At 45.3% G+C, this 25,810-nt stretch carries 19 protein-coding genes; 11 read left to right on the forward strand and 8 right to left on the reverse strand.

All coding sequences use genetic code 11. The annotated features are described in order from the left end of the window. Positions 1–84: 84 nt before the first annotated feature. Together AC121Z_RS04390 and AC121Z_RS04395 are read left to right on the forward strand one after the other, a co-directional pair. A complete protein-coding gene (locus AC121Z_RS04390) occupies positions 85–2,088 on the forward strand; it encodes an acyltransferase family protein (RefSeq protein WP_498127000.1) in 2,004 nt (667 codons plus the stop codon). A gap of 151 nt (positions 2,089–2,239) precedes the next feature. Beyond that, positions 2,240–2,428 (forward strand): UDP binding domain-containing protein, encoded by a 189-nt coding sequence (locus tag AC121Z_RS04395; RefSeq protein ID WP_498127002.1) that lies wholly within the window; start codon positions 2,240–2,242, stop codon positions 2,426–2,428. A gap of 386 nt (positions 2,429–2,814) precedes the next feature. On the opposite strand, the gene AC121Z_RS04400 is transcribed toward AC121Z_RS04395, so the two are convergent. After that, positions 2,815–3,648: a PEP-CTERM sorting domain-containing protein gene (locus AC121Z_RS04400; RefSeq protein WP_498127004.1), complete on the reverse strand. Its 834-nt coding sequence runs from the start codon at positions 3,646–3,648 to the stop codon at positions 2,815–2,817. A gap of 145 nt (positions 3,649–3,793) precedes the next feature. Further along, positions 3,794–6,532 (reverse strand): tetratricopeptide repeat protein, encoded by a 2,739-nt coding sequence (locus tag AC121Z_RS04405; protein WP_498127006.1) that lies wholly within the window; start codon positions 6,530–6,532, stop codon positions 3,794–3,796. Positions 6,533–6,731: 199 nt separating this feature from the next. Here AC121Z_RS04405 and AC121Z_RS04410 point away from each other — a divergent pair, with 199 nt between their 5' ends. The 3 genes from AC121Z_RS04410 (at position 6,732) to AC121Z_RS04420 (ending at position 11,588) form a co-directional block, all read left to right on the forward strand. Beyond that, positions 6,732–7,865, forward strand: a complete 1,134-nt coding sequence (locus AC121Z_RS04410; RefSeq protein ID WP_498127008.1) for a hypothetical protein — start codon at positions 6,732–6,734, stop codon at positions 7,863–7,865. Positions 7,866–7,951: 86 nt separating this feature from the next. Next, positions 7,952–10,777, forward strand: coding sequence for a tetratricopeptide repeat protein (locus tag AC121Z_RS04415; RefSeq protein ID WP_498127010.1), 2,826 nt, complete (start codon positions 7,952–7,954; stop codon positions 10,775–10,777). Positions 10,778–10,895: 118 nt separating this feature from the next. Further along, positions 10,896–11,588, forward strand: a complete 693-nt coding sequence (locus AC121Z_RS04420; RefSeq protein ID WP_498127012.1) for a hypothetical protein — start codon at positions 10,896–10,898, stop codon at positions 11,586–11,588. Between the two features lie 107 nt (positions 11,589–11,695). Here AC121Z_RS04420 and AC121Z_RS04425 read toward each other — a convergent pair whose 3' ends face one another. From AC121Z_RS04425 to AC121Z_RS04435, 3 genes are read right to left on the reverse strand one after another with little or no spacing between them, the layout of a single operon-like run. Then, positions 11,696–12,781 carry a hypothetical protein gene (locus tag AC121Z_RS04425; protein WP_498127013.1) on the reverse strand — a complete coding sequence of 362 codons (1,086 nt, stop codon included), beginning with the start codon at positions 12,779–12,781 and terminating at the stop codon, positions 11,696–11,698. Positions 12,782–12,789: 8 nt separating this feature from the next. Next, the gene (locus tag AC121Z_RS04430) at positions 12,790–13,650 is read right to left on the reverse strand and encodes a ThiF family adenylyltransferase (protein ID WP_498127015.1); all 861 of its coding nucleotides are present in this window, start codon (positions 13,648–13,650) and stop codon (positions 12,790–12,792) included. Between the two features lie 15 nt (positions 13,651–13,665). Continuing rightward, complete coding sequence (locus AC121Z_RS04435; protein ID WP_498127017.1) at positions 13,666–14,409, reverse strand: PEP-CTERM/exosortase system-associated acyltransferase; 744 nt, start codon at positions 14,407–14,409, stop codon at positions 13,666–13,668. Positions 14,410–14,615: 206 nt separating this feature from the next. Between AC121Z_RS04435 and AC121Z_RS04440 the strand changes: the two genes are divergently transcribed. From AC121Z_RS04440 to rfbB, 4 genes are read left to right on the forward strand one after another with little or no spacing between them, the layout of a single operon-like run. Continuing rightward, a complete protein-coding gene (locus AC121Z_RS04440) occupies positions 14,616–15,392 on the forward strand; it encodes a S1 family peptidase (protein ID WP_498127019.1) in 777 nt (258 codons plus the stop codon). A gap of 41 nt (positions 15,393–15,433) precedes the next feature. Continuing rightward, positions 15,434–16,714: a Vi polysaccharide biosynthesis UDP-N-acetylglucosamine C-6 dehydrogenase TviB gene (tviB, locus tag AC121Z_RS04445; RefSeq protein WP_498127021.1), complete on the forward strand. Its 1,281-nt coding sequence runs from the start codon at positions 15,434–15,436 to the stop codon at positions 16,712–16,714. Positions 16,715–16,723: 9 nt separating this feature from the next. After that, positions 16,724–17,740: an NAD-dependent epimerase gene (locus AC121Z_RS04450; protein ID WP_498127023.1), complete on the forward strand. Its 1,017-nt coding sequence runs from the start codon at positions 16,724–16,726 to the stop codon at positions 17,738–17,740. A gap of 7 nt (positions 17,741–17,747) precedes the next feature. Then, positions 17,748–18,743 carry a dTDP-glucose 4,6-dehydratase gene (gene rfbB / locus AC121Z_RS04455; RefSeq protein ID WP_498127025.1) on the forward strand — a complete coding sequence of 332 codons (996 nt, stop codon included), beginning with the start codon at positions 17,748–17,750 and terminating at the stop codon, positions 18,741–18,743. A gap of 10 nt (positions 18,744–18,753) precedes the next feature. On the opposite strand, the gene AC121Z_RS04460 is transcribed toward rfbB, so the two are convergent. The 3 genes from AC121Z_RS04460 to AC121Z_RS04470 form a co-directional block, all read right to left on the reverse strand. Further along, complete coding sequence (locus AC121Z_RS04460) at positions 18,754–19,587, reverse strand: patatin-like phospholipase family protein (RefSeq protein ID WP_498127027.1); 834 nt, start codon at positions 19,585–19,587, stop codon at positions 18,754–18,756. Positions 19,588–19,940: 353 nt separating this feature from the next. Continuing rightward, positions 19,941–22,124, reverse strand: a complete 2,184-nt coding sequence (locus tag AC121Z_RS04465; RefSeq protein WP_498127029.1) for a malate synthase G — start codon at positions 22,122–22,124, stop codon at positions 19,941–19,943. A gap of 135 nt (positions 22,125–22,259) precedes the next feature. Further along, positions 22,260–23,201: a LysR family transcriptional regulator gene (locus AC121Z_RS04470; RefSeq protein ID WP_498127031.1), complete on the reverse strand. Its 942-nt coding sequence runs from the start codon at positions 23,199–23,201 to the stop codon at positions 22,260–22,262. 307 nt (positions 23,202–23,508) lie between these two features. Here AC121Z_RS04470 and AC121Z_RS04475 point away from each other — a divergent pair, with 307 nt between their 5' ends. Together AC121Z_RS04475 and AC121Z_RS04480 are read left to right on the forward strand one after the other, a co-directional pair. Continuing rightward, positions 23,509–24,972: a WS/DGAT/MGAT family O-acyltransferase gene (locus AC121Z_RS04475; protein WP_498127033.1), complete on the forward strand. Its 1,464-nt coding sequence runs from the start codon at positions 23,509–23,511 to the stop codon at positions 24,970–24,972. After that, entirely contained in the window at positions 24,969–25,763 is a 795-nt protein-coding gene (locus AC121Z_RS04480; protein ID WP_498127035.1) for an esterase/lipase family protein, read from the forward strand. The genes AC121Z_RS04475 and AC121Z_RS04480 overlap by 4 nt, the downstream gene beginning before the upstream one ends. Positions 25,764–25,810 lie beyond the last annotated feature (47 nt).

The raw sequence follows: 25,810 nt of genomic DNA on the forward strand, positions 1-25,810 counted from the left end.
AATTATTTTATGGTTTCTTTGGGCCTACATATGAATGCGATTGTTAGGTTTATCTAATTTTGGTAGTGTTGCCAAAAATAACTTATGTCTATTAACGTGAATCAAAGCCATACACCTCAAATGAAATATCGTCGAGATATCGATGGGTTGCGCGCCATTGCCGTCTTATTGGTTGTCTTTTGCCACATGGGCCTAACTTTATTTTCTGGTGGATTCATTGGTGTCGATGTATTTTTTGTGATTTCTGGCTTTTTGATTACAAAAATCATTTACCGAGAAATCGTTAATTGCGACTTTCATTTTAGTGTATTCTATCGGAGACGAATAAATCGCCTATTGCCAGCGCTGGTTACTGTACTAACTTGCAGTACGGTCTTCTTTTTCTTTACATTGTCTCCTGTTGACTTGCAAAAGTTTAGCGCAAGTGCAGTCTGGGTAAGTTTATTCGGTGGTAATTTTTATTTCTGGTTAAACCATGGCGGCTATTTTAGCGATAATGCCAAGGAAGCGCCTTTATTACACACCTGGTCTTTAGCAATTGAAGAGCAGTTTTACTTCTTGTGGCCAGTGGCGTTAATCATTGCGGTCAGGTTTATCCCTCGTAAATTTCTTACTGTGCTGCTAGTGCTTACGTTGTTGAGTTTAACATTTACATCAGAATATGCGCTCAACCTCTCAAAAGGGGCGTCGTATTATCTGCTGCCAACGCGCTTCTTTGAATTGATGGTGGGTGCTGTATTGGCTTACACATGGGATCATCTCAAAACGCCGAATCGCATATTCGCTGAAATATTATCAACTTGTGCAGTTATAACACTGATTTATCTTGCATTAACACTGGATGAGAGTAGCCGCTTTCCAGGATTAAACGCGTTTTACGTTTGCGTGGCAACCGCCGCATTGATCTATACTGGGAAACGGCAACAGGGCATGGTCATACAAGCTCTGTCCACGAGAGTCATGGTGTTCTTTGGTTTGATATCCTACTCATTATATCTATGGCACTGGCCTATCTTGGTTTGGTTAAGATACCGAGGTTATGAATTAAACGCTATCTCGCTTATTGGAGTTTTTGCTGCAATGGTGGCTCTCGCTTGGTTGTCTTGGCGATTTGTGGAGCAACCATTTAGAAAGAGCGCTGAAGCAGTTTCAACGCTTGTGATTAAATGGTTTATTATACCCTTGTCCTTATTTACTTGTATCAATCTTGTTGTTCAATACAACGATGGTTTTCCTGAACGGTTTACTCCTGCCGTTGCAGCAAAAGAATTAGCATTAACAAGTTATTCAAATGATATAAGGGGAGTATGCCATTCTTCATATAATGAGCGTGGACGAGCGCCATCACGATCTTGTGTATTGGGAGACGAACAAGGAACTAAACAAGGTTTCATATTTGGTGACTCTCACGCGAATCATTTCACTGGATTCTTTGACATACTTGCAATGGATGCAGGTGTCCGTTTCGTTGACTACACGATGGATCAATGCCCGCCTATTTTTGATTTGAACTGGGGGGAGAGTTCAATAAAAGCGGAAGCGTGCAGAATGAGAAATGAAAATGCGAAAGCATTTATTACAGAAAACCGACCTGATTTCGTCGTTTTAGCCGCAAGCTGGCCGCACAGTAGGACTCAAAAAATATATGTTAAAGGGACGCAATTGAGCGATGCGGATGCAATACGAGAGCTCGTCGGTCAGAAATTGATGGATACGATATCATGGCTCCAGCACCATGGTGCGACTCCTATATTGGTGAAAGATATTGCATATGCAGGAAACAACGATCCCAAGTGCCCAGTGAAAAATGCAATGTTTGGGCAGGAGAGAGACTGCTCTATTCGACACAACGTAAATGAAATGATGGAAAGCGTTTTCGCGGACGTTGCACAGGAGTTTGAAGAAGTTTTTCTAATCGATGCGAAGCTTCTATATTGCGATGGGAAAAGATGCTCGGCAGAAATAAATGGTATTCCGTTGTACCGTGATAATGACCACTTAACTCACATGGCATCTGAGTTGTTAGGGGAAATATATTTAGAATCTTCACCAAACCCATTGGCTTACTCTTCGTCCAAGGTAAATTAAGGCGGCACATTGTACGAGTAAAGTTTTACTTGTCTTTGGTACTCGGCCAGAAGCAATAAAAATGGCGCCATTGGTTTTAGAGTTAAAAAATCTAAGCGGCTGGATGTGCGGGTATGTGTGACTGATACTGTGCGTATTATTCGTACCGCTCGTGAAATTAACGATGGTAAGCGCGGCTTTGCCCAAAGGAGTCTCGGATAAAGTCACTCTGACCTCATTACATGATGCACTTGAGCGTTGTAATGTCATTGTGGTATTGGTTGATCATGATGAGTTTAAAGCCATGCCAATCGAGGTTATTAAGAACAAGATAGTGATTGATACACGCGGTATTGTGTAATCTTTAATTCTTTTCTTAGATTTTAAGACGGTGCTTATGCACCGTTTTTTTTGCTCTGAAACTGAGGTGTAAAGTTTTTCAACACTCCAGACCTAAGCATATTGCTAGTGTTACGAGCATACTCACTTTTTACAATGAACGTTTATTAGTGAATGGTCATCAACGTACTCAGTACGGATCGTTAAACATTGTACTGGTCCGTTTAGGCTAAGTGACATTCCAGAATTACATCGTACAGTTAGTAAAGGTGTATTCCATTAAGTTGGTCGTAAATTGGATGCGGCAATTTAAGGACAAGAGCAAGGGACAGGGGAGTCATAACTAACTTTTAGACATTAAAAAAGCCGGCAAATGCCGGCTTTTTGAGGAATTGATTAATTCAATTCTTATGCTTTTCTGCGGAAGCCCGCAAGACCTAGAAGACCTAGACCTAGAGCAGCGATAGAAGCTGGCTCTGGAACGCGGAACTCAAGAGTTGCGCCGTTGTCTTTGATTTCGATATCAGCAACAAACTCACCAGGCTGACCAGAGATGCCGATTACACCAGTAGGTGCTGCAGAACCTTCACCGATTGCAAACGTTACGTTTGAATCTAGTGGATCACCGTTCATTTGGAACCAAGTGCTATCGAAGTCTGCAAAACCTGCTTTCCATGCTTCGTTGAATTTGAAGTCAAAGATGAATGCAGAGTTGATGTTACCCGCTAACTGTACTGGAGTACCAGAAACACCCGCGATCAAATCGAAAACACCGATAACGTTACCTAGGTAAGTTGCAGTCATGTTAACTGTAGGGCTTACGCTAGTTGGGTTAAATACTGTTTTGAATGAAGTACCAGCAAGGTCAGCGGCAAATGTTGGAGAACCAACAGTTGGTGCAGTACCAGTGCCGTAAGTTACGTCATCAATGTAACCAGTTAGGTCAAAGCTAAACGCCAAGTCAAAACCATATACAACAGCTGTATTTGCAGCAGTGTCAGAACCGATGCTGAAGTTGTAAGTGAATGACTCAGTGAACGTGTCACCTGCATTCAATGTGTTGTCAGCACCAAAGTCTTGGAATACTGAGTAAGTTTGCGCAGGAATGATGTCCAAAGTCATAACGTCAAGACGTACTGGAGCGTTACCGCCTGGGCCGTCTGGGTCAAACATAATTGGGTCTGCGTGAGCAACGTTTGCTGCGAAAGCTGTTGCCAATCCTAATGCTACTAATTTTTTCATGTGTTGCTCCTTAAAAAACAAAATTGTTACTGGGTCACGCTAGAGATAATACAAACTGCGTGCCAACTTTTATTATCTATATTTATCAATAGCTTACAAGTTGTTGGTAATTTTGCTTCTTAAAACTGTTAAATTTCCTGACACCTTAACGTGTGGATAATCGGCTTTTTAGTTGATTCATTTCTGCAGCGACTACACCGTTATTCACCATCTGCTCATAATAGAACTGGGCAACATCGGTTTTACCCAGATCAACCAAGAAATTTAAATAGGCAAACTCGTACTTGCCCGGTTGTTCGGACTCTAGGTTAATATGTGGCTCAAGTATCTGTAGCGCTTGCTCTCCCTGCTGCTGAGCGATCAATACTTGCGCTTTTTGGTGAATAAAAGGCACAAAGTCTGGGGCTTTTGCTAATGCTTGATCAATTGCGGCTGCGCTTTTGTCTAGCTCCCCAAGCTGTAAATAGGCCCAAGATAAGTTGTTCAGGGCAATCTCATTGTTTGGATACTGCTGTAAGAATCCTTCCAGTGCTTGAGCACCAGCGCTAACGTCATCAGCTAGAATGTATTCGATGCGCATCAGATGGATGCCTAAGTCATCAGGCACATTTTTTACATAAGCATCGACAATGGCGTTACGCTCTTCAACTCTACCGAGTTTGTTTGTGACTTTTACGATGTCCATTAGGCGACTGCGCGTTGCCGAAACGCTATAGGCTTCGAGTAAGTACGGATAGGCCTTTTCATACTCACCTTTGCCTAAGTGAATTTTACCTTGCAAAGAACGCAAAGCGATTTGGTCATTATTCTTTGCGATTTTATTTAGCTGGGTTTGCGCCTTATCAAATTTCTTGTCAAATGAAGCATTTAGAGCATCGAGATAAATGATCGCTGGGTTGCTTGGATCAACTAGCAGTGCTTTATTGATCAGTTCGCTATTGGCTAAGAAATCCTGTTGAGTTGCATTCGCTCTCAACGCCACTTGTAAAGCTTTGATATCGTTTGGTGCTTCATTGAGCACAGACATAGCCAAGTCCATCGCGGTATCAGTATCTCCCTCTTCCATTGCGATAAACCCTAACATGGTGTTCACCCGGCTCTGGATGGCCGCGGACTCTATACCTTGCAGTACAGATTTGGCGCGCGATAAGTTTTTATCTGCGATAAGCATCTCTGCGAACAAAATCTGGTGCTCAGGAATGTTCACCGCAGCGAGTGACGCAAACATTGTGTCGAAGGCTTCGGGGCCGGCATTCATGGTATTTAGCAGGTCGTTATATTTAATAAAGCCCTTTATGTTGTTCGGATGAGTCGCAACATAACGCTGAATAGCTGCTAAAGCCGCTTCAAAGTCTTTGCTTGCTTCTGCTTCAACCACGGCGTACATCATCACGCTCGGGCGCTCTGGCTCTGCTTGCGCAATGCGACTAAATTCGGCGGACGCTTTGTCAATTTGACCCAATTGTAAATAAACATTGGCTAAAACTTCGCGCGTGTCTATGGTGAGCTCTTCTTGCCCCTCAAGAAAAGACTCAATTAACGATCGGGCTTTATCGAGTTCACCCATTTGCACATACGCCGTTGCCAATATCGCAAATGCATTGAGGCTTTTCGGATTTGTTTGTTGCGTGATTTCTAATTGGCGAATACCCGCTTCAGTATCATCAGCGTAGCTCAATAACGCGAATCCTAACGCGTCGTCAATGTCATCCACTTCGACGTTCCGAGCAAAGCGGGTAAGCTCACTTAATACTTGATCACTTTGCGAAGACTGAATGGCTTTAAAGCCCGTCAACAAAATGAGATCCATGTCTTCTTGGGTTGGATCGCTAATTTGCGCAATGCTGTCAGTGGCTGAGGTTACGTCACCCAAACGTAGCTGAGTAACCCCAAGTAATCGCTGGACCACTGGAATTTGCGGATAATTGGCGTTCAAGTACTGAAATGAAGAAAGGGCGCGCTCAAAATTTTCATTTTGAAACGAATGCACACCAACAATAAAGTGGTTGGACGGGTTATTTAATCCTGCTTCTATCGACGCCGTTGCATAGCTGGCAGCTTCATCTAAGTTGCCACTTTGAAATTGATACACCGCTTCTACATACTGGCCTAATGCGTTTTTCGTGTTACCGCTTCTGACAATATCTATTTGAGTACGAGCTTCAGGCATATCACCCGTAGCCAAATAGCTACGCGCTAAAAAATAATTCGCAATTCGGTTTTCTGGGCGGGCACTGGTATATTTTTCTAAGGTTGCCTGGGCTAGTTCATGTTCTTGTGCTTCTACTAATGAAGAGCCAATAATAAAAAGTAATTCTGGCGCATATAACTCTTGCTGAGCACCCAACAATAGGCGGGCAGCTTCTTCTAATTTGCGGTCATTGACTAAGCGCGCCGCAGAGATAAACTCTGCATGTTCAGAGCCAAGCTCCACGAGGGCTGACTCGAGTAGTTCCGCGTCATTTTTTACCAGTGCTACAGTGGCGACTAACGCATTCCACTCTTGGGTGTCGGCAAAGAAGCGCTGTCTCTCAAGCAAAAGCTCATAAGCGTAATCGTAATTGTTTCTGATCAGTTCGAGATCGACTTGCTCACGCGATATTTCGCTAAGGTCGATGCCGTATTCTGCTGCACGGGCATATTCTTTGTCGGCGGCATCCAGATTTCTGGCATGCATATTTAGTCGTGCCATCAGAACGCGATAGGCTGGATCGCGGGGTGCATCAGAGATTAACTGCTTAGTCAGAATGGCTGCCTCAGCGTATTCCTGCGCCTGCATCAAGCGTTGCGCCTCAGCGTAGGTTTCTTCAGGGGTCATCCGTGTGCAGGCAACAGTGCCGGCAACTAACAGTACGAGGGTGAAAGTTTTTAACCAATGATTCATACGAGTATCCATATTCCTTAGCATTATTCGTGAGACTTATCTCCAACAGACTTCATCATAACAGTGCCGCTGGGTTGCCGCTACTTTAATCAACCACAGGTAACACTTGCCCTGTTGGACATTTTTACTTAGCCTGATCGCAATTTCCATACCGCGCTAGTAAAACTCATTTGCTGGAATGAATAGGTAATTAAAGAGCATGACTGATAAAAGGAACACAATTTTTACAGCAGTAATCACTAGCAGTTTACTGCTAGGCTGCAGTGATCCAGCGAACCAACCTGAAATTTCCGAACAAGCTTTCGTAAAGCCTGCACGTATGCAACAAAACTTTAACCTATTGCAGATTGACCATGCACCCCAGTGGCAGCTAGATACAGCTGAGAATGCAGGCCCATACAGTGAGGGGGGAGAATTCTTCAGTGAACAAGGGATTATTGCACCCGTTGCCAAGCGCGGCACGTATCGAGTGGATGAAAATTTCCAGATAGAAATTTACACACGCGAGGCCAAGCCGCTCATCTTTGATTACATCGACATAATACCTGACCCGCAAGATCCTAATGATCAGGTGCTTAAGATAATGACACCTAAACACACCGATGCCGTGTATTTGCGTTCGTCACAAGCGTTACCCTCGCATTATCAAATCAGTTTTCGGGTTGGATATATCAACTACGGTGATGCCAGTGAATTAAACGGTTACGATATTGGCAATGAAACGGGTGAGCCTTGGGTGGATATGTCAGCGGTTGGACATAATGGATTCTATTGGCTGGCAATACTCGATACGGAACCACAACCCCACAACAATATCTGGATGCACCACCACCGCAAGTTTGTGATCGATAGTTGGAATCGCGATAGTCATCGCAACTCGTTTAATGTAATTGCGTTAGACGGTCTAAGCCCAACGCATCATCGATTTGGCAAGCAGTTTATCAGTTATGTTGATGGTGAGTTTACGCGGATCCAGGATCGTCCCTCGGGCTACTACTTACCGGAACAGTGGTACCAGGTAACCTTTGAACGCACGCCTACAAGTTATTCATTCTCGGTAACAGGGCAGTTTGCAGACGACCAAGAGAGAACCTATCAGGGCACTATTAATACTCAAGAGGAGTGTGTTTTTCACTATAATCAAACGCCGGCCGAGTTATCAGATAAGTGCATTGATAGCACTGGACCACGCTTGGCGGGCTCCGTATTTCCGAATTGGCCAGCGGGGAGTGCGTTCCCTGATTACTTTATCATTGGGGAACCCCATATCAATTACTATGAAGGCAGTGTGTTGATAGATGATATTGAGGTGATAGATAAAACACCTCAATAATTCTCGCGATGAAATTACCTGTTGGTTTCGCGCTGCGAAGTATTGTTCGCTATTATAATGAAAAGGTTTTCTCAATGGTTGTAGGCATGCAGTTACGCGCGTCATTTCGTATTTTCTATCCTCACTTAGCACTTATGCTAGTGCTCAGTTTGACCGCTATTAAGGTCTACGCTGATCCGTCAAAGCAATATGAACAAGCGCTGAGTACCTATAACAATAAAAATGTCGATGAAGCGTACATTTTGTTGAAAAACATCATGAGTGAATATCCTGAGCATTTACCTTCGAAAGTGCTAATGGCTGACGTTCTGCTGAATAAGGGTTATGTTCTGGACGCGATTGATGAATACGAGGAAGCATTACAGTTAGGTGTGGACTTTAATCGTGTAATAGAAAACTTATTGCAGGCATATCTTCTCGCCGGTCAATATCAACGCGTGATTGACTGTGACTGTGATGACGTTAATCGCAACACCGAACCCTTTGTATTGTTGCTTCAAGCCAGTGCGTTCGATTATGCAGGTAATAGTGAACTTGCACGTTCGCGTTACCAGCAGGCCTACACGTTGGCCCCGAGGTCGCCCCGAGTGTTAACCAGCTACGCTAACTTTTTGATGTCTCAGAAAGATTTAATCAGAGCAAAAGAGCTCATTGATGCAGCACTTTCAATTGAACCTAACAATCCTCGAGCTATGCATGCTAACAGCTTATGGTTAAGTCGTGATGGTCAGTTACAAGCGGCGATGGATTGGTTGGAAAGAGCTTACTCCATTAGTAACGATGATCCCGTTTTGCAGCGTACTAACGCGTTTTTGTTGATCAAGTTACGGCGCTTTGGTGAGGCGCTAGAAATGATCAATGCGATATTGGCTGAAAATCCTGATGATGTATTGATCCGACTCACCAAGGCAAGATTGTTGTTTCTGACGAATGACGCAGAGGAAGCACGCAATATTCTCAGTGATTTGTCGGGTGAGCTGTCGACTTATGTTGTCGATGATGTCACCAGTCGTTCAAAATTAAACCTGTTAAAAGGATTAACGTCCTATTTGAGCGGAAACTATACAGACAGCACCGTACAGATTGAACAATACCTGACTCTCGCGGGTGAAGACGATAATGCGATCCAAATGCTGGCCCAGCTTTATGAACTATCGCGACAACCGCGCAAAGTGAAAGCGTTGCTGGAAAACAAAATAAATATCGTGAAACAGGATGCTGAGTTGGTAAAAGCCCTTTGCCGCGCCTATGCAGCGCTAAATCGCCATTTCTTGTGTGATGATTTGCTGGTTCAACTTTCACCTGAAGTGCGCAATGTTGAGAGTTTGCAATTGTTTGAGGTCGATCTACTGCGTCAACAAGGCAAAGTGAATTCAGCTCTGGCGTTGTTTAATGAGACTTTTCAAGCGCCTTACACGATGGCGCAGCAGTTGTTGTTAACGCGATTACAACTGTTGTCCGGGAATGTTCAGCAAGCCCTGACGCTGATTGACGAGTTGATAGTGAGATATGCGAATAACGCCGATCTGAAGCTATTAAAGGCCGAGGTACTCTTAAACAGTAATAATTTAAATGCTGCGCGGACCCTACTTGCAGAGATAAAGCAAAGCGCCCCGAATAATATCCAACACCGTAAATTAAATGCTCAAGCCTTGGCTGCGAGTGATGACCTTGAAGGGGCTACATTGGAGCTTGAGGCGTTGCTAAATGAGTTGCCGTACCGCCAAGATTTAGTCATCCAGCTAGCCAATTTGCTCGGTAAGCGAACCTTATTTGATGAGGCAATTAGTCTACTAAACAAATATAAGAACGAATTCGACAGTGATTATCAACTGGATGAAGCGCTGGTGAATTTATATGTTCAGCGACAACAGAATGAAGATGCTTTGACAATAATAAATACCCTGAATAAAAGCTCATTCTCAAACCCAGAATATATTTTCAAGAAGGCTGCAATCCTTATAAACCTAGGGCGAAATGAAGAAGCCCAGCGCGAAATCCTCAAGCTCGAGAATCTTATCGCGATGAGTCCACAAAATGTTTCCGCGCTACTTAGTTTACGTAAGCAATTGAATGACAATGCGGGTGCATTGGCCTATTTAGACCGAATTGCCAATGAACAACCATTGACCAAGCCACAACAACTCGAAAAAGTACGCCTGTTAGCGTTATCTGACCAAAATGAGTTAGCTTTAGTCGAATTAGAGCGGATTCTGGCTGCTGATCCGCAGAATATCGCAGCACTGTTCTTGGCTGGGGAGGTACATACTCAATCTGGGCAATCTGAACGCGCATTTGACCGCTTTAAACTCGGCTTTGAGGCAAGCAAATACAACCGTATGTTTGCAGGAAAGTTATTTGAACTAGCGGCAACAGGGGTTAAAACCACACAGTTTGAAACGACCATTAGTAACGCCATTAGTCTTAGCCAGGATAGCGCGTTAGTTGGGCTTAAAGGATTGTTTCTTAGCACCCAAGGTCGCGTTGCTGAGGCTCTACCGTTGTTGCAGCAATATGAGGCAAGCGAGCAAAGTTATCGTCGCGAGTCGGTATTGTTGGCATTGACTCGCATGCTACAAGCTGACTCTCCCTCTCTTGCCGTTGAATACGCGAAAAAGGCCTATGATGCAAACACTAAGAGCGCGGATGTCGCCGCGGAATATGGCTGGAGTTTAGCCCTATTTGGTGATTATGATAGCGCCTTAGCGCGTTTACGAGAAGCAAACATTATGGATACTGCAAATACCAAGATTGCCTTTCAATTGGCGGTTATCTTACGCAAATTAGATCGTTGTGACGATGCAGAAAAGCTGTTGCAAGAACAAGGAATGAACAGAAGCTTTGGCGAACTAACTCAGCAATACCGCGATATTTCAGCTATACTTACTGGCTCTGAATGTGCGAGATCTTAGTGTCAAAGTTTTTTACAGCTAATTTATCGGGTAACGTTATATATCTGTTTTCAAAGCTGATTTTTTCTGGCGCGTTTTATGCTTTGATAAGTGCAGTAAATTAGGAGAAGTAGCGTCAATGTTATTGCAACGAACTAAATTAATTATTTTAACGCTGGGGCTTCTGTGTTCTTCAGCGGCATTCGCGGCGAAACCAGTTGCCGAAGACTGCAGCCTAAGTGATTTAGTTATCCACACAGACCCAAATGACCCTGATGCACAAGTTATTGGATGTGCAGGTCAATTTGATGGCAATGATTCGCACGTAGCGGGGTGGTTGAGCAATCAAATGATTTGGGATGCCAATGGAATTTTAACCAACGACCTACCTGCTAATGTCAGCCCAGATACTTGGATAAACTTGGCAAAGTATGAAGATACAGCTCTACAGGGGCAAGGTGCCAATGCGTCTTGGAGTGGCTTGGTTAATTTGTCTAATTGTTTGGATAAAAATTCAAACTCAGTCGCCTGTACGTCTGACTGGATGTACGCTGACGTAGAATACATTATCGATCCGTTGTTATACGATCAATTTGTATTCAGCATCAAGGCGGGTAATTTCTATGCTTTGTATCAGGTAGAATTGTTGAAACAAGTTACAAGTATTATTGGCACAATGTCGATGGTGACTAAAAATGCCTTATCGCATTTGACCATCTGGGCGAAAGAGGGGGCGCCTGGAGATGTTCAGGTAAGCGGCCCGTCAACGTTAGTAATATTTTTACTCGGAGCCTTGCTGGTACTAGCTAAGCGCCGTCAAATCAAAAAATAGTCGTTAAAGCTATTAAGAAAGCGGTAATGGTTAAACGCCACTACCGCTTTTTTTATGTTCACATTAAGTTTCACTGCATGAGTCAGTGAGAAGCTATAAATCCATACCTAGACTTTTAAACTCCCTATATTGCGTCTGCCTGTCTTAGCCTCATCAGGAAACTGAGTCTCGGTTTTACCAAATCGTAAGAGCCATAACACTTGTGTATCGGCATCGATGCCCAGTGTTTGTCTAACCGCATTAATACGCGCCATACTGTCACTAAAGTCAATTGCGGCAGCTGTGCTTAGATTTGTTTGAGCGGACTTAACAGGTAAGTTCAGGATCTCAGTCGACAAGGTTGAAGGTTGCATTGAGAATCCACGAGCACTGAGTTGCAGAATGACATGCATCATTTCGACACTGGCAAATAATTTATCAGCAACAGTAGCTGATTTTGGAACAGTAAACAGCAGACAGCTTTGCGCACTTTTCCATAATGCCAGTTGTGACTTTTGCATTCCCTTTTGGGCACCGATGGCGGCAAAGACGTTAAACAATCCAGGAAACCGTTGAATGAGTTTGATAGGGAATAATTCCGCTGCACCTACCCCGAGGTTTTTCTTGGGTAATCCAGACTCAGGTTCGTCACTAGTGAAATCGACTGCGTTGAGAATATCCAAACCTAATTGCCGGGAGCGCCAAACCTGACTATCCGACCAAGCAAAAAACTCCAACAAGGCATCTTCCACTGAGCACTGCACTTGGCTAAAAACATACTTTAGTTGGCTTGAAATTTCGGTGGCAAGATCAAAATCGCTGACCGCAATGTATGGTCTGCGGTCGGTATGCCGATTAGCTAAGGTTGATAATGCAAGCGAGGGAAGTTCAAATGTGCTTGGCCCTTCGGAGAGTGAACACAGGCGAGGTTGGTCTTTAGTCACATCAACGGACTCCAGTAATGAGTCGTCGACATGTACGGTAATGTTGTTTAACCCTTGGGCGGTAAGCGCATTCCGCGCATATTCAATAGCACCACCGAGCGTAATAATCAGCGTTTGGTAGTCATACACTAAGGTGTGTTTAGCGATATCTGCGCGGTAGTGAATAAAAATCTGCCCCTCTTCCAGACTGAATTGGAATGGCTGACAGTTATCGCCACTGTAATACTTGCGTGTGACCTCAAGAAACTGGTCAAAATCAAGAGCGTCCATTGGTATCCCTAATCAGAAAATGCGGCAACTATCTGTGCAATAACGCCTTCAATTTCAGCGCCATGCAGACCATTCGGCAGCTCAGTAATGGCAGAAGAGTTTGTGAATGGGTCAAATTGCACGCTGGCAGGCGCACGCACTATCTCGCCCCGGCCGAGTACCAGCTTTATCGTATTGGCACTTATTGCAGCAGAAGCTTGCATGCAGCCAGGATTTAACGAAGGCCCTTTTTTCGCACTCAAGTCCAGGCGCTGCGGCTCAACTAAGTAACTGGAATGTCCAGCCTTCGGTGAGAGCCCAAAATAAAAGCGAGCAAATTGTTCGAGTTGCGATTTACCGGCAAAACCAAAATAGTCTTCAAATCCCATGGACTGGTTATCAAAACATAATACGGAAGTGCCAAACCCGAGGGGGGCTGCGGTCAGCGCAGGTATGCTTTTCTCAGCACATTTTTGGAATACGAGTCGACGTGCATCGATTGCAAAAAAATCGAGACCGTCTAAGTATACGTCGCAACCATTCAGGAAATCATCAACATTGTCGCTATGTACACCGTCTTTAAATAGTGTGATTTCTGCCTCAGGGTTAATGTCTAACAGCTCGTCAGCCAGGGCCTGTACTTTGTCTTTCTTGACATTACTTAGCTTAGCGCAGGCTTGGCGATTAAAGTTTTCCACTTCGTATTGATCAAAGTCGGCCAGTGAGAAACGACTAAAACCGATCCTCGCATGATTAAGTGCGTGCCAAGCACCAACACCGCCAGCACCACAGATCGCTAATTTAGTTTGCTTGATTGTTTGTTGCTCAGCTTCGCTAAACCATCCAAGGTTACGGGAAAATGCAAGCTCGTAGTTAAAAGGGTGGGGCACAATAAATCCTCTTTTTTAGGCCGATTTCTGCAATTGCTTATGCACTGACTTTTCAATCCAATGGTAAAGCGCCAACATATTATCGCTCAGTTGCGATAAGAAATTGGCTTCCGTCATACAGTAAAGCGCACGCTGCCCATTTAGCTCAAAGGGTTGACTGCAGGGTTCAAACACAAATCCAAGGCGACCTAACCTTTTTTGCAGTCGGGTTTCGACCACAATGAACATATGCGAGTGCTGATAAAACTTTGCAACCGCAATAATGCCTAAATACAAACCAATCGTTATATTAGGGAATAAGCGGCGATCTTCTTCTGTATAGAAGTGTGGTTTGGATTTTGGATCGATGTAAAAGGGCACATTTTCCTCGCCTTTCCGGCGTCTAAAGTCTTTCGGTACTGCTAAGCGCGAGATTTCACTGACACCGAGACGCGATATTGACGGAAAATCAATCAATTCAGGATCAATTTTATCCTTGCAGTAAGACTCAAATGGCATGGTGCATTCGTCTTTACTGCCTGGGATCACTAATCGAGCAGTGCCAGCATACCTCTGAGTCGTTGTATGCTGGAGCAATAAATGAATTGAATGCCCATCGTATTTATCATCTTCCATTTTATTGTCTCGCTCGGGCTCCCATTTAAGCTCTTCGCAATACACTTGGTGGCGAATGCCGAATACTTCTTCTTTAAGCGCTGGAGTGCTGGCGACTTTAACCTCGAAGTACTCTTTAAAGCCTTTTACGATAGATTGATCCATGGACCGTTTCCTTAACCGTTTGAGCATAACTTTTTGCCTTGTAATGTTTACGCACAGGTATCCATTCATTGAGTCATGCTTTACATACGAGCGATCGTGACTCTGGCGGCATTATTAATAGAATGCATATTAATACAATAGTATAGTAGTCAAAAAAAAGGTCACTAATTTGTTTTAATTGACTGATTTCATTTTGAGAAAATCGCGTGCTTAAATCATTATCGACAGTGTTCAGCTTTTTTGTACTCTTGATCAGTACCGCGCAGTTTAATGCGAACGCCTGTGAACTCTGCCCAGTTATTCAAAAGAATAAACCTTCGATTGTTGGCGTCGGCGTGCAAACACCACTCGCTTCGCCCAGTAATGTGTTGTCCGGAACTGGCTTTGTTGTAGCGAATGGTCAGTATGTCATCACTAACTATCATGTCGTTTCTGATCCCTTGGATGATAATGTCGTGCAAAATCGGGTGGTTTTTAGTGGCTCGGGCAAACGTCCAGACATTATTCAGGCAGACATTGTGGATATTGATAAGGCGCATGATTTAGCCTTGTTAAAAATAGCCAAAGCATTACCTGCCTTGCCGCTCGCCGAGCGGGAATTTCGCTCAGAGGGTAATCAAATTTTAATTACGGGCTTTCCTATCGGTGCGGTGATTGGTTTGTATCCTGCTACACACCGCGGGATTATTGCTGCAATTGCGCCCGATGTGATCCCTACGAATAATAGCAACCAGCTCGACATCGCGATGTTGTCGCGCTTGCGTTCACCCTTTGAAGTTTACCAATTGGATATAACCGCATTCCCGGGCAATAGCGGAAGTCCTATGTACGCCGTTAGCGACGGCAAAGTGCTTGGGGTCATTAATAAAGTCTTAGTTTCTGGGGGCCGGGAAGCGGCACTTTCTACCCCCAGTGGAATTACGTATGCGATTCCGATTAAACATGTATATGATTTACTGAATAAAAATAACGTAGCACTGTAAAGCTCACGCGCGTTTGAATGCTAAAAAGGAATAGGTAACATATGAATAAGCTCGACAAGACTGTATCAATTGCCATTATTGGTCTTGGCTATGTTGGATTACCGTTGGCGGTATCGTTTGGGCGTCATTACAAAACCGTTGGGTTTGATATTGCCCAGACACGTATTGATGAACTCAAAAGCGGTGTTGATCACACCTTGGAAGTCTCTAGTGAAGAACTAAAAGGCGCGTCGCAGTTGAGTTTTACCAGCAATCCCGAAGACATAAAAGATTGTCAGTATATTATTGTTACTGTGCCAACGCCGATTGATAAAAACAAACAGCCGGATATGACTCCTTTACAAAAAGCCAGTCAGATGATTGGTTCAGTCTTGCAAGCCGGTACCACTGTTATCTATGAGTCAACGGTTTACCCCGGAGCGACAGAAGAAGTGTGCATTCCTATTCTAGAGCAGCAATCGGGGTTGACCTTTAACCAAGATTTCTATGCAGGTTATTCACCCGAGCGGATTAACCCCGGTGATAAAAAACATCGCTTAGAAACCATCGTTAAAGTGACGTCGGGCAGTACACCCGAGATTGCCGAGAAAGTGGATGCGCTGTATCGGTCGATTATCACTGCAGGGACTCACCGCGCCTCTTCAATTAAAGTGGCTGAAGCGGCAAAGGTGATTGAGAATACCCAGCGCGACCTCAACATCGCGTTAATTAATGAGCTCGCCATGATTTTTGACCGCGTCGGTATCGATACCGAGGAAGTGCTTGAAGCGGCCGGTAGTAAGTGGAATTTTTTGCCTTTCAGACCCGGCCTAGTTGGCGGTCACTGTATAGGGGTTGATCCATACTACTTGACGCATAAGGCCGAAGAACTTGGTCACCATCCTGATGTAATTCTAGCCGGACGGCGCATTAATGATCGTATGGGTGAGTATGTGGTATCGCGCTTGGTTAAGACCATGTTGAATAAGCAAATCATGGTTAATGGAGCCAATATATTATTATTGGGGATTACCTTTAAAGAGAATTGTCCTGATATTCGCAATACGAAAGTTGTCGACATTGCGCACGAACTAGAAAGCTACCATGTGAATTTAGAAATTTTTGACCCTTGGGCTGACGCCGAAGAGGTCGATCACGAATATGGTCTTTCACTGATTGATAAGCCGGAAAATGGAAAATATGACGCGATTATAGGGGCGGTTGCTCACCACCAGTTTAAAGACTGGAGCAATGAGCAGTTGCGTGCTTTATGTAAACCAAACGCCGTTATTTTTGATTTGAAATACATGTTTGACAAGTCGGCTGTGGATATTCGCCTGTAAGGAAGAGTTATGAAAGTATTAGTCACCGGGGCCGCAGGCTTCATTGGATCACATGTTTCATTGTACTTATTGGAGCGCGGTGATGAAGTTGTCGGCGTCGACAACTTGAATGATTATTATGATGTGTCGCTGAAAGAAGCACGACTAGAAAGGGTAAAAGCCCACCCTAATGGCAATAACTTTACGTTTGTCAAAATGGCGGTTGAAGACCGTGAAGGCATACCCGCGTTATTCAGTGAGCAAAAATTTGATAAGGTCGTCCACCTCGCTGCGCAGGCGGGTGTGCGCTATTCACTGGAAAATCCGCATGCTTACATTGATGCCAATATTGTTGGGTTTATGAACATCCTTGAAGGGTGTCGGCATAATAATGTTCAACACCTCGTTTATGCGTCCTCCAGCTCAGTCTATGGGGCGAATGAGAGCATGCCATTTTCTGTGCATGACAATGTAGACCATCCGGTTTCCTTGTATGCAGCCAGTAAAAAAGCTAACGAGTTGATGGCGCACACGTATAGCCACTTATATGGCTTACCAACCACCGGTTTACGTTTTTTCACTGTATATGGCCCTTGGGGCAGACCAGACATGGCGCTCTTTTTGTTTACCAAAGCGATACTCGAAGGAAAGCCTATTGATGTATTCAATTATGGTAACCACCGCCGCGACTTTACGTATGTGGATGATATTGTCGAAGGTATTATCCGCACACTTGATAATACCGCCGCGAGCAATGATGCTTGGAATGGTAAGCAACCGGATCCGGGCACAAGCAAAGCGCCTTGGCGGGTATACAATATTGGCGCACAAACACCCGTGCACCTTTTAGAGTATATAGAAACGCTAGAAAAGGCGCTGGGCAAGACAGCAGAAAAGAACCTATTACCTCTGCAGTTAGGCGACGTGCCTGATACTTATGCCGACGTAGAGGCTTTGGTTGATGATGTTGGCTACCGCCCCAAAACCACGATCCAAGAAGGGATTGGAAACTTTGTAAAATGGTATCGCGATTTTTACCAGGTTTAACACCGCAATGCGTTATTTGATCACCGGCGGGGCTGGCTTTATTGGCTCCGCTCTGATCCGCTTTTTGATACATCACACCTCTCATACTATCCTCAATATTGACAAACTCACCTATGCCGTCAATCCGGATGCGTTATCGTCAGTGCAATCCAATGCACGATACCAGTTTTTACAAGCGGATATAAATGATAACGAAACTATCGCTGCATCGTTCAAATCGTTTAAACCTGATGTGGTTATTCATTTAGCGGCTGAATCACATGTTGATCGCTCAATTTCAGGGCCTGATGCTTTTATTCATAGCAACATTAATGGCACCTATGCATTGCTGCAAACGGCTAAACAATACTGGGAGCAACAGGGCAAGAGCGATAACTTCCGGTTTCTTTATGTCGGTACCGATGAGGTTTATGGTAGCAATGTCACTGATGTCGCTTTTAGTGAGTCCGCACCGATGCATCCCAGCTCACCCTATTCAGCATCCAAAGCCAGTGGTGCGTTGTTGGCCAGTAGTTGGGCTATAACCTATGGCTTTCCAATTGTTATTAGTCATTGTGCGAATAATTACGGGCCTTTCCAACATTCTGAGAAACTCATCCCGAAGGTCATTCAAAACGCACTTGCTAATAAACCTATTCCCGTCTACGGCAATGGCTTGCAGCAGCGGGACTGGCTTTATGTAGACGACCATGTGCGAGCGCTATACATGTTGAGCCAACGAGGGCGGGTGGGAGATGTGTATAATATAGCAACTCAACATTTAACTTCTAATATGTGTCTGGTGGATAGTCTATTGGATTATATTGCTTTGAAGCTAAATATGAGTCAGGCGTCGCGTCAGCGTTTAGGTTCACTTGTAACTATCGTTGAGGATCGTCCTGGCCACGACCAGCGTTACTTTATTAGTTCTGAGAAAATTACCAGTGAATTTGGATGGTCACCGCAAGTTACCCTTTCACAAGGTTTGGCTGAGACAGTGCAGCACTATCTCGAGGCTAAATAATCAACTTTAATCAGCCTTTACGTGCTTTCGGGAGTTTATTGGGTAAGAAGCTCTTTACGGTTTCATAACCCACTTGATACAGCTGCTCCTTTTGCTGTTCCGTCATATCAAAATCGACCGCTGACGCATCGCCAGTATTGATGACGAGGGTATTGTGCCAGTAATTGGCGTGAACATATTCACGGGAAATTGCCGCCATAAAGGTTCTGATCAAGAGGCCGACATATTGGGGCAACATCATGCGATGTTTCGCATCAAGCGGGCGTTCGCGTAATTCACTTTTCAACCGAAAGCATACGCTAGGCGTGCCATCGCCACGCCAATCTTCAAACAATGCATCTTCGGCTAAGATTGCGCCATCTGCCATGACATGATGTTTATAGATTTGAAAACTGAATATCAAGGGGATCGACATCGAATAGCGGATCGCTCTTGACACCTTGATGTCGGGTGTTAATTTCCGATTAAACACCACTGGGCCACCACCATTAATGTCTGTCGCAAGTATATTTAGGTCCATGTCTAAGTCAGCGAATGAGCGGCTATTTAACTGTTTATCGATCCAACGCTCAAAATGTTCACCCGACGCTAAGCCGCCCTGGAAAATTAACCGTAATAGGGAGAACTCGCGAAATTGCTTAAAATTGGTTTCTAACGCGAGTTTGTAGATTTCTTCAAGCTTGTATCCGGAGGCGTATAATGCGGCCACAATTGAGCCTCCGGAAACGCCAACCAAGGTATCGAATTTAAGTTCTAAATCGTGCAATGCCTGCAAAATTCCAATGTGCGCCGGTAGTCGCGTGCCGCCGCCGGAAAAAATTGGAACGATAGTTGGGTTTTCCATGTTTGCTACCTTAACTACGTATATCGAAAGCATAGCCTTTGGATGAGGTAGTACCAAATTTTGTGAGCACTCTTTCCTGACTTTTGATGCGAGCAACAACGCAACTGTTGTCGCGTCGGGTAAACTTTCTGAAGAGCCAGACGTTATTGTTAACGTAACGGTGTCAGAGCCGGGCGTTTTATGGTTGATGTTGCTTTCTATGGGGCTTTTTATGTCCAATATAATAAACGTATTAAGCTGTAACTAAAAGGCCTGAGTCCGATACAATCTCGAAATCAGGCCTCGGTCGCCGCTTAGAAATGAGTCCAACTTTATGGGGTCACTTCATTAGGCCGCTTTTTTGTTTGGGCAGATCATCGCCCAATCACGCGCTTCATTTCAATTCGTTTAGCGTGGAGCAACGGTTCGGTATATCCGTTAGGTTGCTCACACCCCTTAAAGATAAGATCGGTAGCCGCTTGAAATCCGATTGATGAATGTAAATCGGGGGTCATGGCGATGTAGTCTGGGTCGTCAGCATTCTGCTCGTCCACCAACACTGCCATTTTCTCCAGTGATTGCATAACTTGCGCTTGAGTAATCACACCATGCAGTAGCCAGTTAGCCAACAGCTGACTGGAGATCCGCAGGGTTGCGCGGTCTTCCATGAGACCAACATTGTTGATATCAGGCACTTTTGAGCACCCAACACCTTGATGCACCCAACGCACGACATAACCCAAGATACCTTGTACATTGTTATCGACTTCACGCTGCAGTTGCTCCGCTGATAAGTCGTCTGCTGGCGTACCTAACGGAATCGTTAAGATATCATCTAGCCCATCATAGGCTTGGCTTTTAAGAGATTCTTGAATGCTGAATACGTCGACTTGATGATAATGCAGGGCATGCAATGTAGCGGCGGTAGGGGATGGTACCCATGCGGTATTGGCGCCGGCTTTAGGATGTCCGATTTTGGCTTCCATCATATTGGCCATCTGATCAGGGATTGGCCACATCCCTTTCCCAATTTGGGCTTTGCCACTTAATCCGCACGATAATCCAATGGTGACATTGGCATGCTCGTAGGCCTTGATCCAAGGTAAAGCTTTAAGGGCAGCTTTATCAGCGAACGGGCCCGCGTGCATGGAGGTATGGATCTCATCGCCCGTGCGATCAAGAAACCCAGTGTTGATGAAGACCACTCGGGATTTCGCTGCGTTAATGCAGGCCTTGAGGTTAACTGAAGTGCGCCGCTCTTCATCCATTATGCCCATTTTAATCGCGCTTTCTGGGAGGCCTAATGCCTGTTCAATGGCGCCAAATAATTCGTTCGTAAATGCGACTTCTTCCGGGCCGTGCATTTTCGGTTTAACAATATAAATACTGCCTTGGGTCGAGTTTTCGAACGGGCTATTGCGGAGTAAATCATGTTTGCCGATTAGGCTAGTCACAACACCATCCATGATACCTTCGAAAATGGGTTCACCGTCGAACAGGATGGCGTCATTGCGCATAAGGTGGCCCACATTACGCACAAACATCAGACTGCGGCCTGATACCGTGTACTTACCGCCGTGCAAACGGTCATAGTGCCGGTCCTCATTCATTTCGCGGGTGAAGGTTTTGCCCCCTTTTTCCACGGTGATACTGAGGTTGCCTTGCATCAACCCTAACCAATTGCTGTACACCAATGTCTTATCTTCGGCATCAACGGCGGCGACTGAGTCTTCGCAATCCATAATGGTGGTCAGTGCGGATTCAATGAGTATATCTTTAAGTCCAGCAGGATCGCCTTGTGCGATCGGATGTGCAGGCTCAATTTGCAGTTCTGCATGTAATCCATTATGTCGCAACAAAATTGCTGCTGGAGCTGTGACATCGCCCTGATAGCCAGCGAATGCGCCGCGTTCAGTCAATTGTGTGATCGTGCCATCTGCCAAGGTCACCACCAAGCCTTCTTCGCTAATCGAATAACGTGTGGCATTCACATGTGAACCCTGCTGCAAGGGAGCAATCACGTCGAGCCAGAGTCGCGCCTGGCGGATAACTTCAGCACCGCGGGTCGGGTTGTATCCTTTGCCACGCGCTTTGCCATCTGTTTCAGCGATAACATCAGTGCCATAGAGCGCATCATATAAACTGCCCCATCGCGCATTCACTGCATTCAATGCATACCGCGCGTTATTGATTGGAACAACCAACTGAGGGCCAGCTTTGAGGGCAATCTCATCATCGACATTCTGGGTTTCAATGGCCACGTTCTGAGGTTGTTCAACCAAATAACCGATAGCGGTTAGAAACGCTTTGTACGCGGAATGATCGAGTGTTGGGTTTTGTTGGTGATAATTGTCGAGTTGCGCTTGTATCGCGTCGCGCTTGGCTAGTAACGCTTTGTTCCGAGGGGTAAATTCAGCCGCGACAGCTGCGAAGCCTGACCAGAACTGCTCACTCGTGACGCCCGAACCCGGCAGGGCTTTCTGTTCGATGAAATCAAATAGACACTGCGCGATTTGCAGTTGATTGCGAATAACTCTTGGCTGCTCTGACATTGCCATGGAAAACTCTCTCACGCGATAATTACATTACTGCGCAGTAAACCACGAATCGCACCTATTGTTTAATTTATGCTTCCCATGCCTAATATAATTGTTATGAATGGTTGCAGGGGAATGATAATGCATCAGTGATGCTTAGCTCGCGATCTCGTTGCCAACATCAGCAATCAAGCGGCGTAGCCAAATGTGCCCAGCGTCGTGATGCAGAAGCGCACTCCATGCCATTTTCAATGCAATGGGAGGTATATCAAACGGCGGCTCAACGATACTTACCGCAGGGTCGTCAGCTAAAATGCGCGCTGCACGGCTGGGCAGGGTTGCAATTAAGTTTTGCGTTTTGGCCATCTGTAACGCCGCATGGTAGTGGCGAGTAAAGACTCTTATGTCTCTTTGCTTGCCAAGCTTAGTGAGCTCGGCGTCTACCCAACCGAGCTTTTGTACTTCATTCGGATCAATACCTACGCCCACACCAAACCCAGTTTTACTCACCCAAATATGTTGCCCGCTCAAGTAGGCATTTAAATCAAAATTCTTCTTCTGGGGATTGTTGCTGCTGATCACGCAGGAAAATGTGTCATACCAAATCACTTTTTGGTGAAACGACAGCGGCAGTTCATCAAAGCGATTAATTGCCATGTCGACTTTGCCTTGTTCAACATCGTGAAAGTTAACATCGCTCGGGGTGATCAAATCGAGCGTGATATTGGGAGCTAATTCACGTAACCGGCCAACTAACTCTAACAATAATGTCGATTCTGCGTAATCTGATGTCATGATCCGAAACGTGCGGTCGCTATTCGCCGGATCAAATTCGGTTTCTGGCTGAATCGAGGTTTCTAAGCGGGCCAACACATCACGGATGATGGGTTGAAGTTCCAGTGCACGCTGGGTTGGGGTCATACCATCACTGGTGCGCACTAACAGTGGATCTTTGAACAGGTCACGTAGGCGTTTAAGGCCATTACTCATGGCGGGTTGGGTAATACTGAGTTGATTCGCCGCTTTGGTCACACTGCCTTCACGTAACAACACATCCAAGTAAACCAACAGGTTTAAGTCCACTTTTGCTATATTCATGCTTTAAATAGGTTCGGATTGCTCTATTCTTAAAAATGATTATATAGACTTTGTATGAGATTAGTAGCTACGTCTTTAGTCTTAGAAGGGGCACTTGATGTATATCAAGTTAGCTGAGCAGCATAGAGCAAACACATTGACTTTGCTTATGCATAGTTGAATGTATCGGTATCGTTTTCTCTGGATGAGTCGTTGGTAATGTATTCCTTATTTTTACTGTCTCCTATAGAAATTCTGAATGTACAAGCGACTTGATGATATGCGCTGGCTCAATTAACATCTAATTAACAATTATCGAGGATCCCTTATGGAATCGCTCAGCGGGTTAGACGCCGCATTTTTATACCTAGAATCTGACGTTATCCCTATGCACATCGGTGGTGTCGCGATTGTCGAGGGGTCTCTCGATTATCAAACCTTTATTGAGTTTATCGAACACCGCGTACACACGGTGGCGCGGTTGCGTCAAAAGCTGGTCAGTGTGCCCATGGGAATTGACCGCCCTTACTGGGTAGACGATCCCGATTTTGATTTGCAGCGGCATGTGCGGCATGAGTGCTTGGTCAAGCCCGGCGGATGGAAAGAACTGCGGCAATTAGCATCCGATGTATTCTCCGGGCAAATAGAGCGCGATAAGCCTTTATGGGAATTTGTTTTTGTCAGTGGTGTGGATACCATCGCGCAAGTACCAAAGGGTTCTGTTGCCCTGATCAGTAAGATCCATCATGCTGGATTTGATGGCAAGTCTGGTGCTGACCTGATGAGTATGTTGTTTGATATCTCGCCTAAACCCAGTCGCGTGGATCCAGAAGCCTATGGAAAAGATATGCCGGAGACGCCCGGGAATCTCGGTTTATTGGGTCGTTCAGCGGTTAACTGGGTTGCAAGACCAGGGAAAATTCCTGGGCTGATTTGGGATGCCGGAAAGGCAGCATTGAAAGCCAGTTACCTTACCCGCTTCGAAGGTATTAAGCCGCCCACATTGCCATTTAGTGCGCCTAAATCAATGTTAAATACCGTGGTTGAGCGCCAACGCCAATGGGACAGTGCAGTACTCGAACTGCACCGTGTCAAGGCCTTAAGACGAGGGGTTAAAGGGGCTTCCCTAAATGATGCCGTATTGGCCATCTGTGCTGGCGCTATCCGCAAGTATTTGTTGGAAAAAGAGCAGTTACCTGACGAATCAATCGTGGCCATGGTCCCGGTCAGCACGCGTACCGATGACGAAAAGAATGCCATGGGTAATCAGGTTGCTGCAATGTATGTGCAATTGGCCACAGAAATTGCGGATCCAATGGAGCGCTTTCGCGCAATCGTGGCCAATACAAAAGCAGAAAAACGCTATCAAGAGGCGGTTGATGCACGCAGTTTAATGGGTTTTGCAGAATTGATCCCCTTTGGACTGGCGGGTGTGGCATCGCGGTTTTATGCTAAGCATGCTTTGGCGAAACGGCATAAACCCTTTTTCAATCTAGTGATAACCAATGTCCCTGGGCCGCCGGTTCCGGTCTATCTGTCAGGCCACAAACTCTTGGTCAATATGGGCACAGCTCCGATTTATGATGGAATGGGGCTTATAATTCCGGTATTTAGTTACGCAAATACTCTGTCTATTAGCCCCACCAGCGCGGCGAATATTATGCCTGACATTAATGTCTTTGCCCGTTATTTGCGGGAGTCTGCGTTAGAACTCGAAGAGCTGGTAGAGCAGCGCGTACGTGCGTTCGCAGCGTTAAATGCATTGATCAGTAATAAAGAGCAACATTTATGAGTAAATCATTATCGACCCAACGGCCTTCAAGGTTAAATCTCTTGCGTGAAGGTCGGGCACTGATGGAGTTTGGGGCGTCAGGCCTAATGATGCCTTTGTTAATGCGTGCACCGAAAGGTGACGGTCACCCAGTAATGGTTATTCCTGGCTTTCTGGCCAGTGACCGCAGTACTGGCCTGTTGCGCACGTTTTTGAAAATGAAAGGCTATGCCGCCAGTGGATGGGAACTCGGGCGTAACCTGGGTACGCATGTAACCAATGGAAAACGCGTGATCAGCGATCAATTACTGGATCGAGTGATCACCGAACATGTGAAGTATGATGCGAAAGTGAGTTTGGTCGGCTGGAGTTTAGGTGGCATTTTGGCCCGTGAGATAGCCCGTGAAATTCCAGATTGTGTGCGCCAGGTGATTTCTTTAGGCAGTCCATTTAACGGACCACAAGGAGCAGCACCAATCGCTGCGCGCCTGTTTAAACTGATTAACGGCGATGTTGCAGAGCGCTCACCCGATTCAATGGCACGCATGTTAAAGCCCCCCCCTGTGCCTTCCTCTGCCATTTATTCAAAATCTGATGGCATTGCGCATTGGCAAGCATGTCGGGATGACTGGGTGCATGAATCCCAGCACGCTGAAAATATTGAAGTTTTAGGCAGTCATATGGGGTTGGGGCACAATCCGCAGGTACTGTGGATTATCGCCAATCGATTGGCTCAGGAAGAGGGGGCATGGCAGCCTTTCCGGCAAAAAATTATGCACAAATTGCTCTACCCTAATCCCGAGCGAGCATAAAAAAAGCCCGCACTTGGCGGGCTTGGAAATCGAACTAACGGTTTAAG

This window comes from Alteromonas sp. DYW1 (assembly GCF_059752595.1).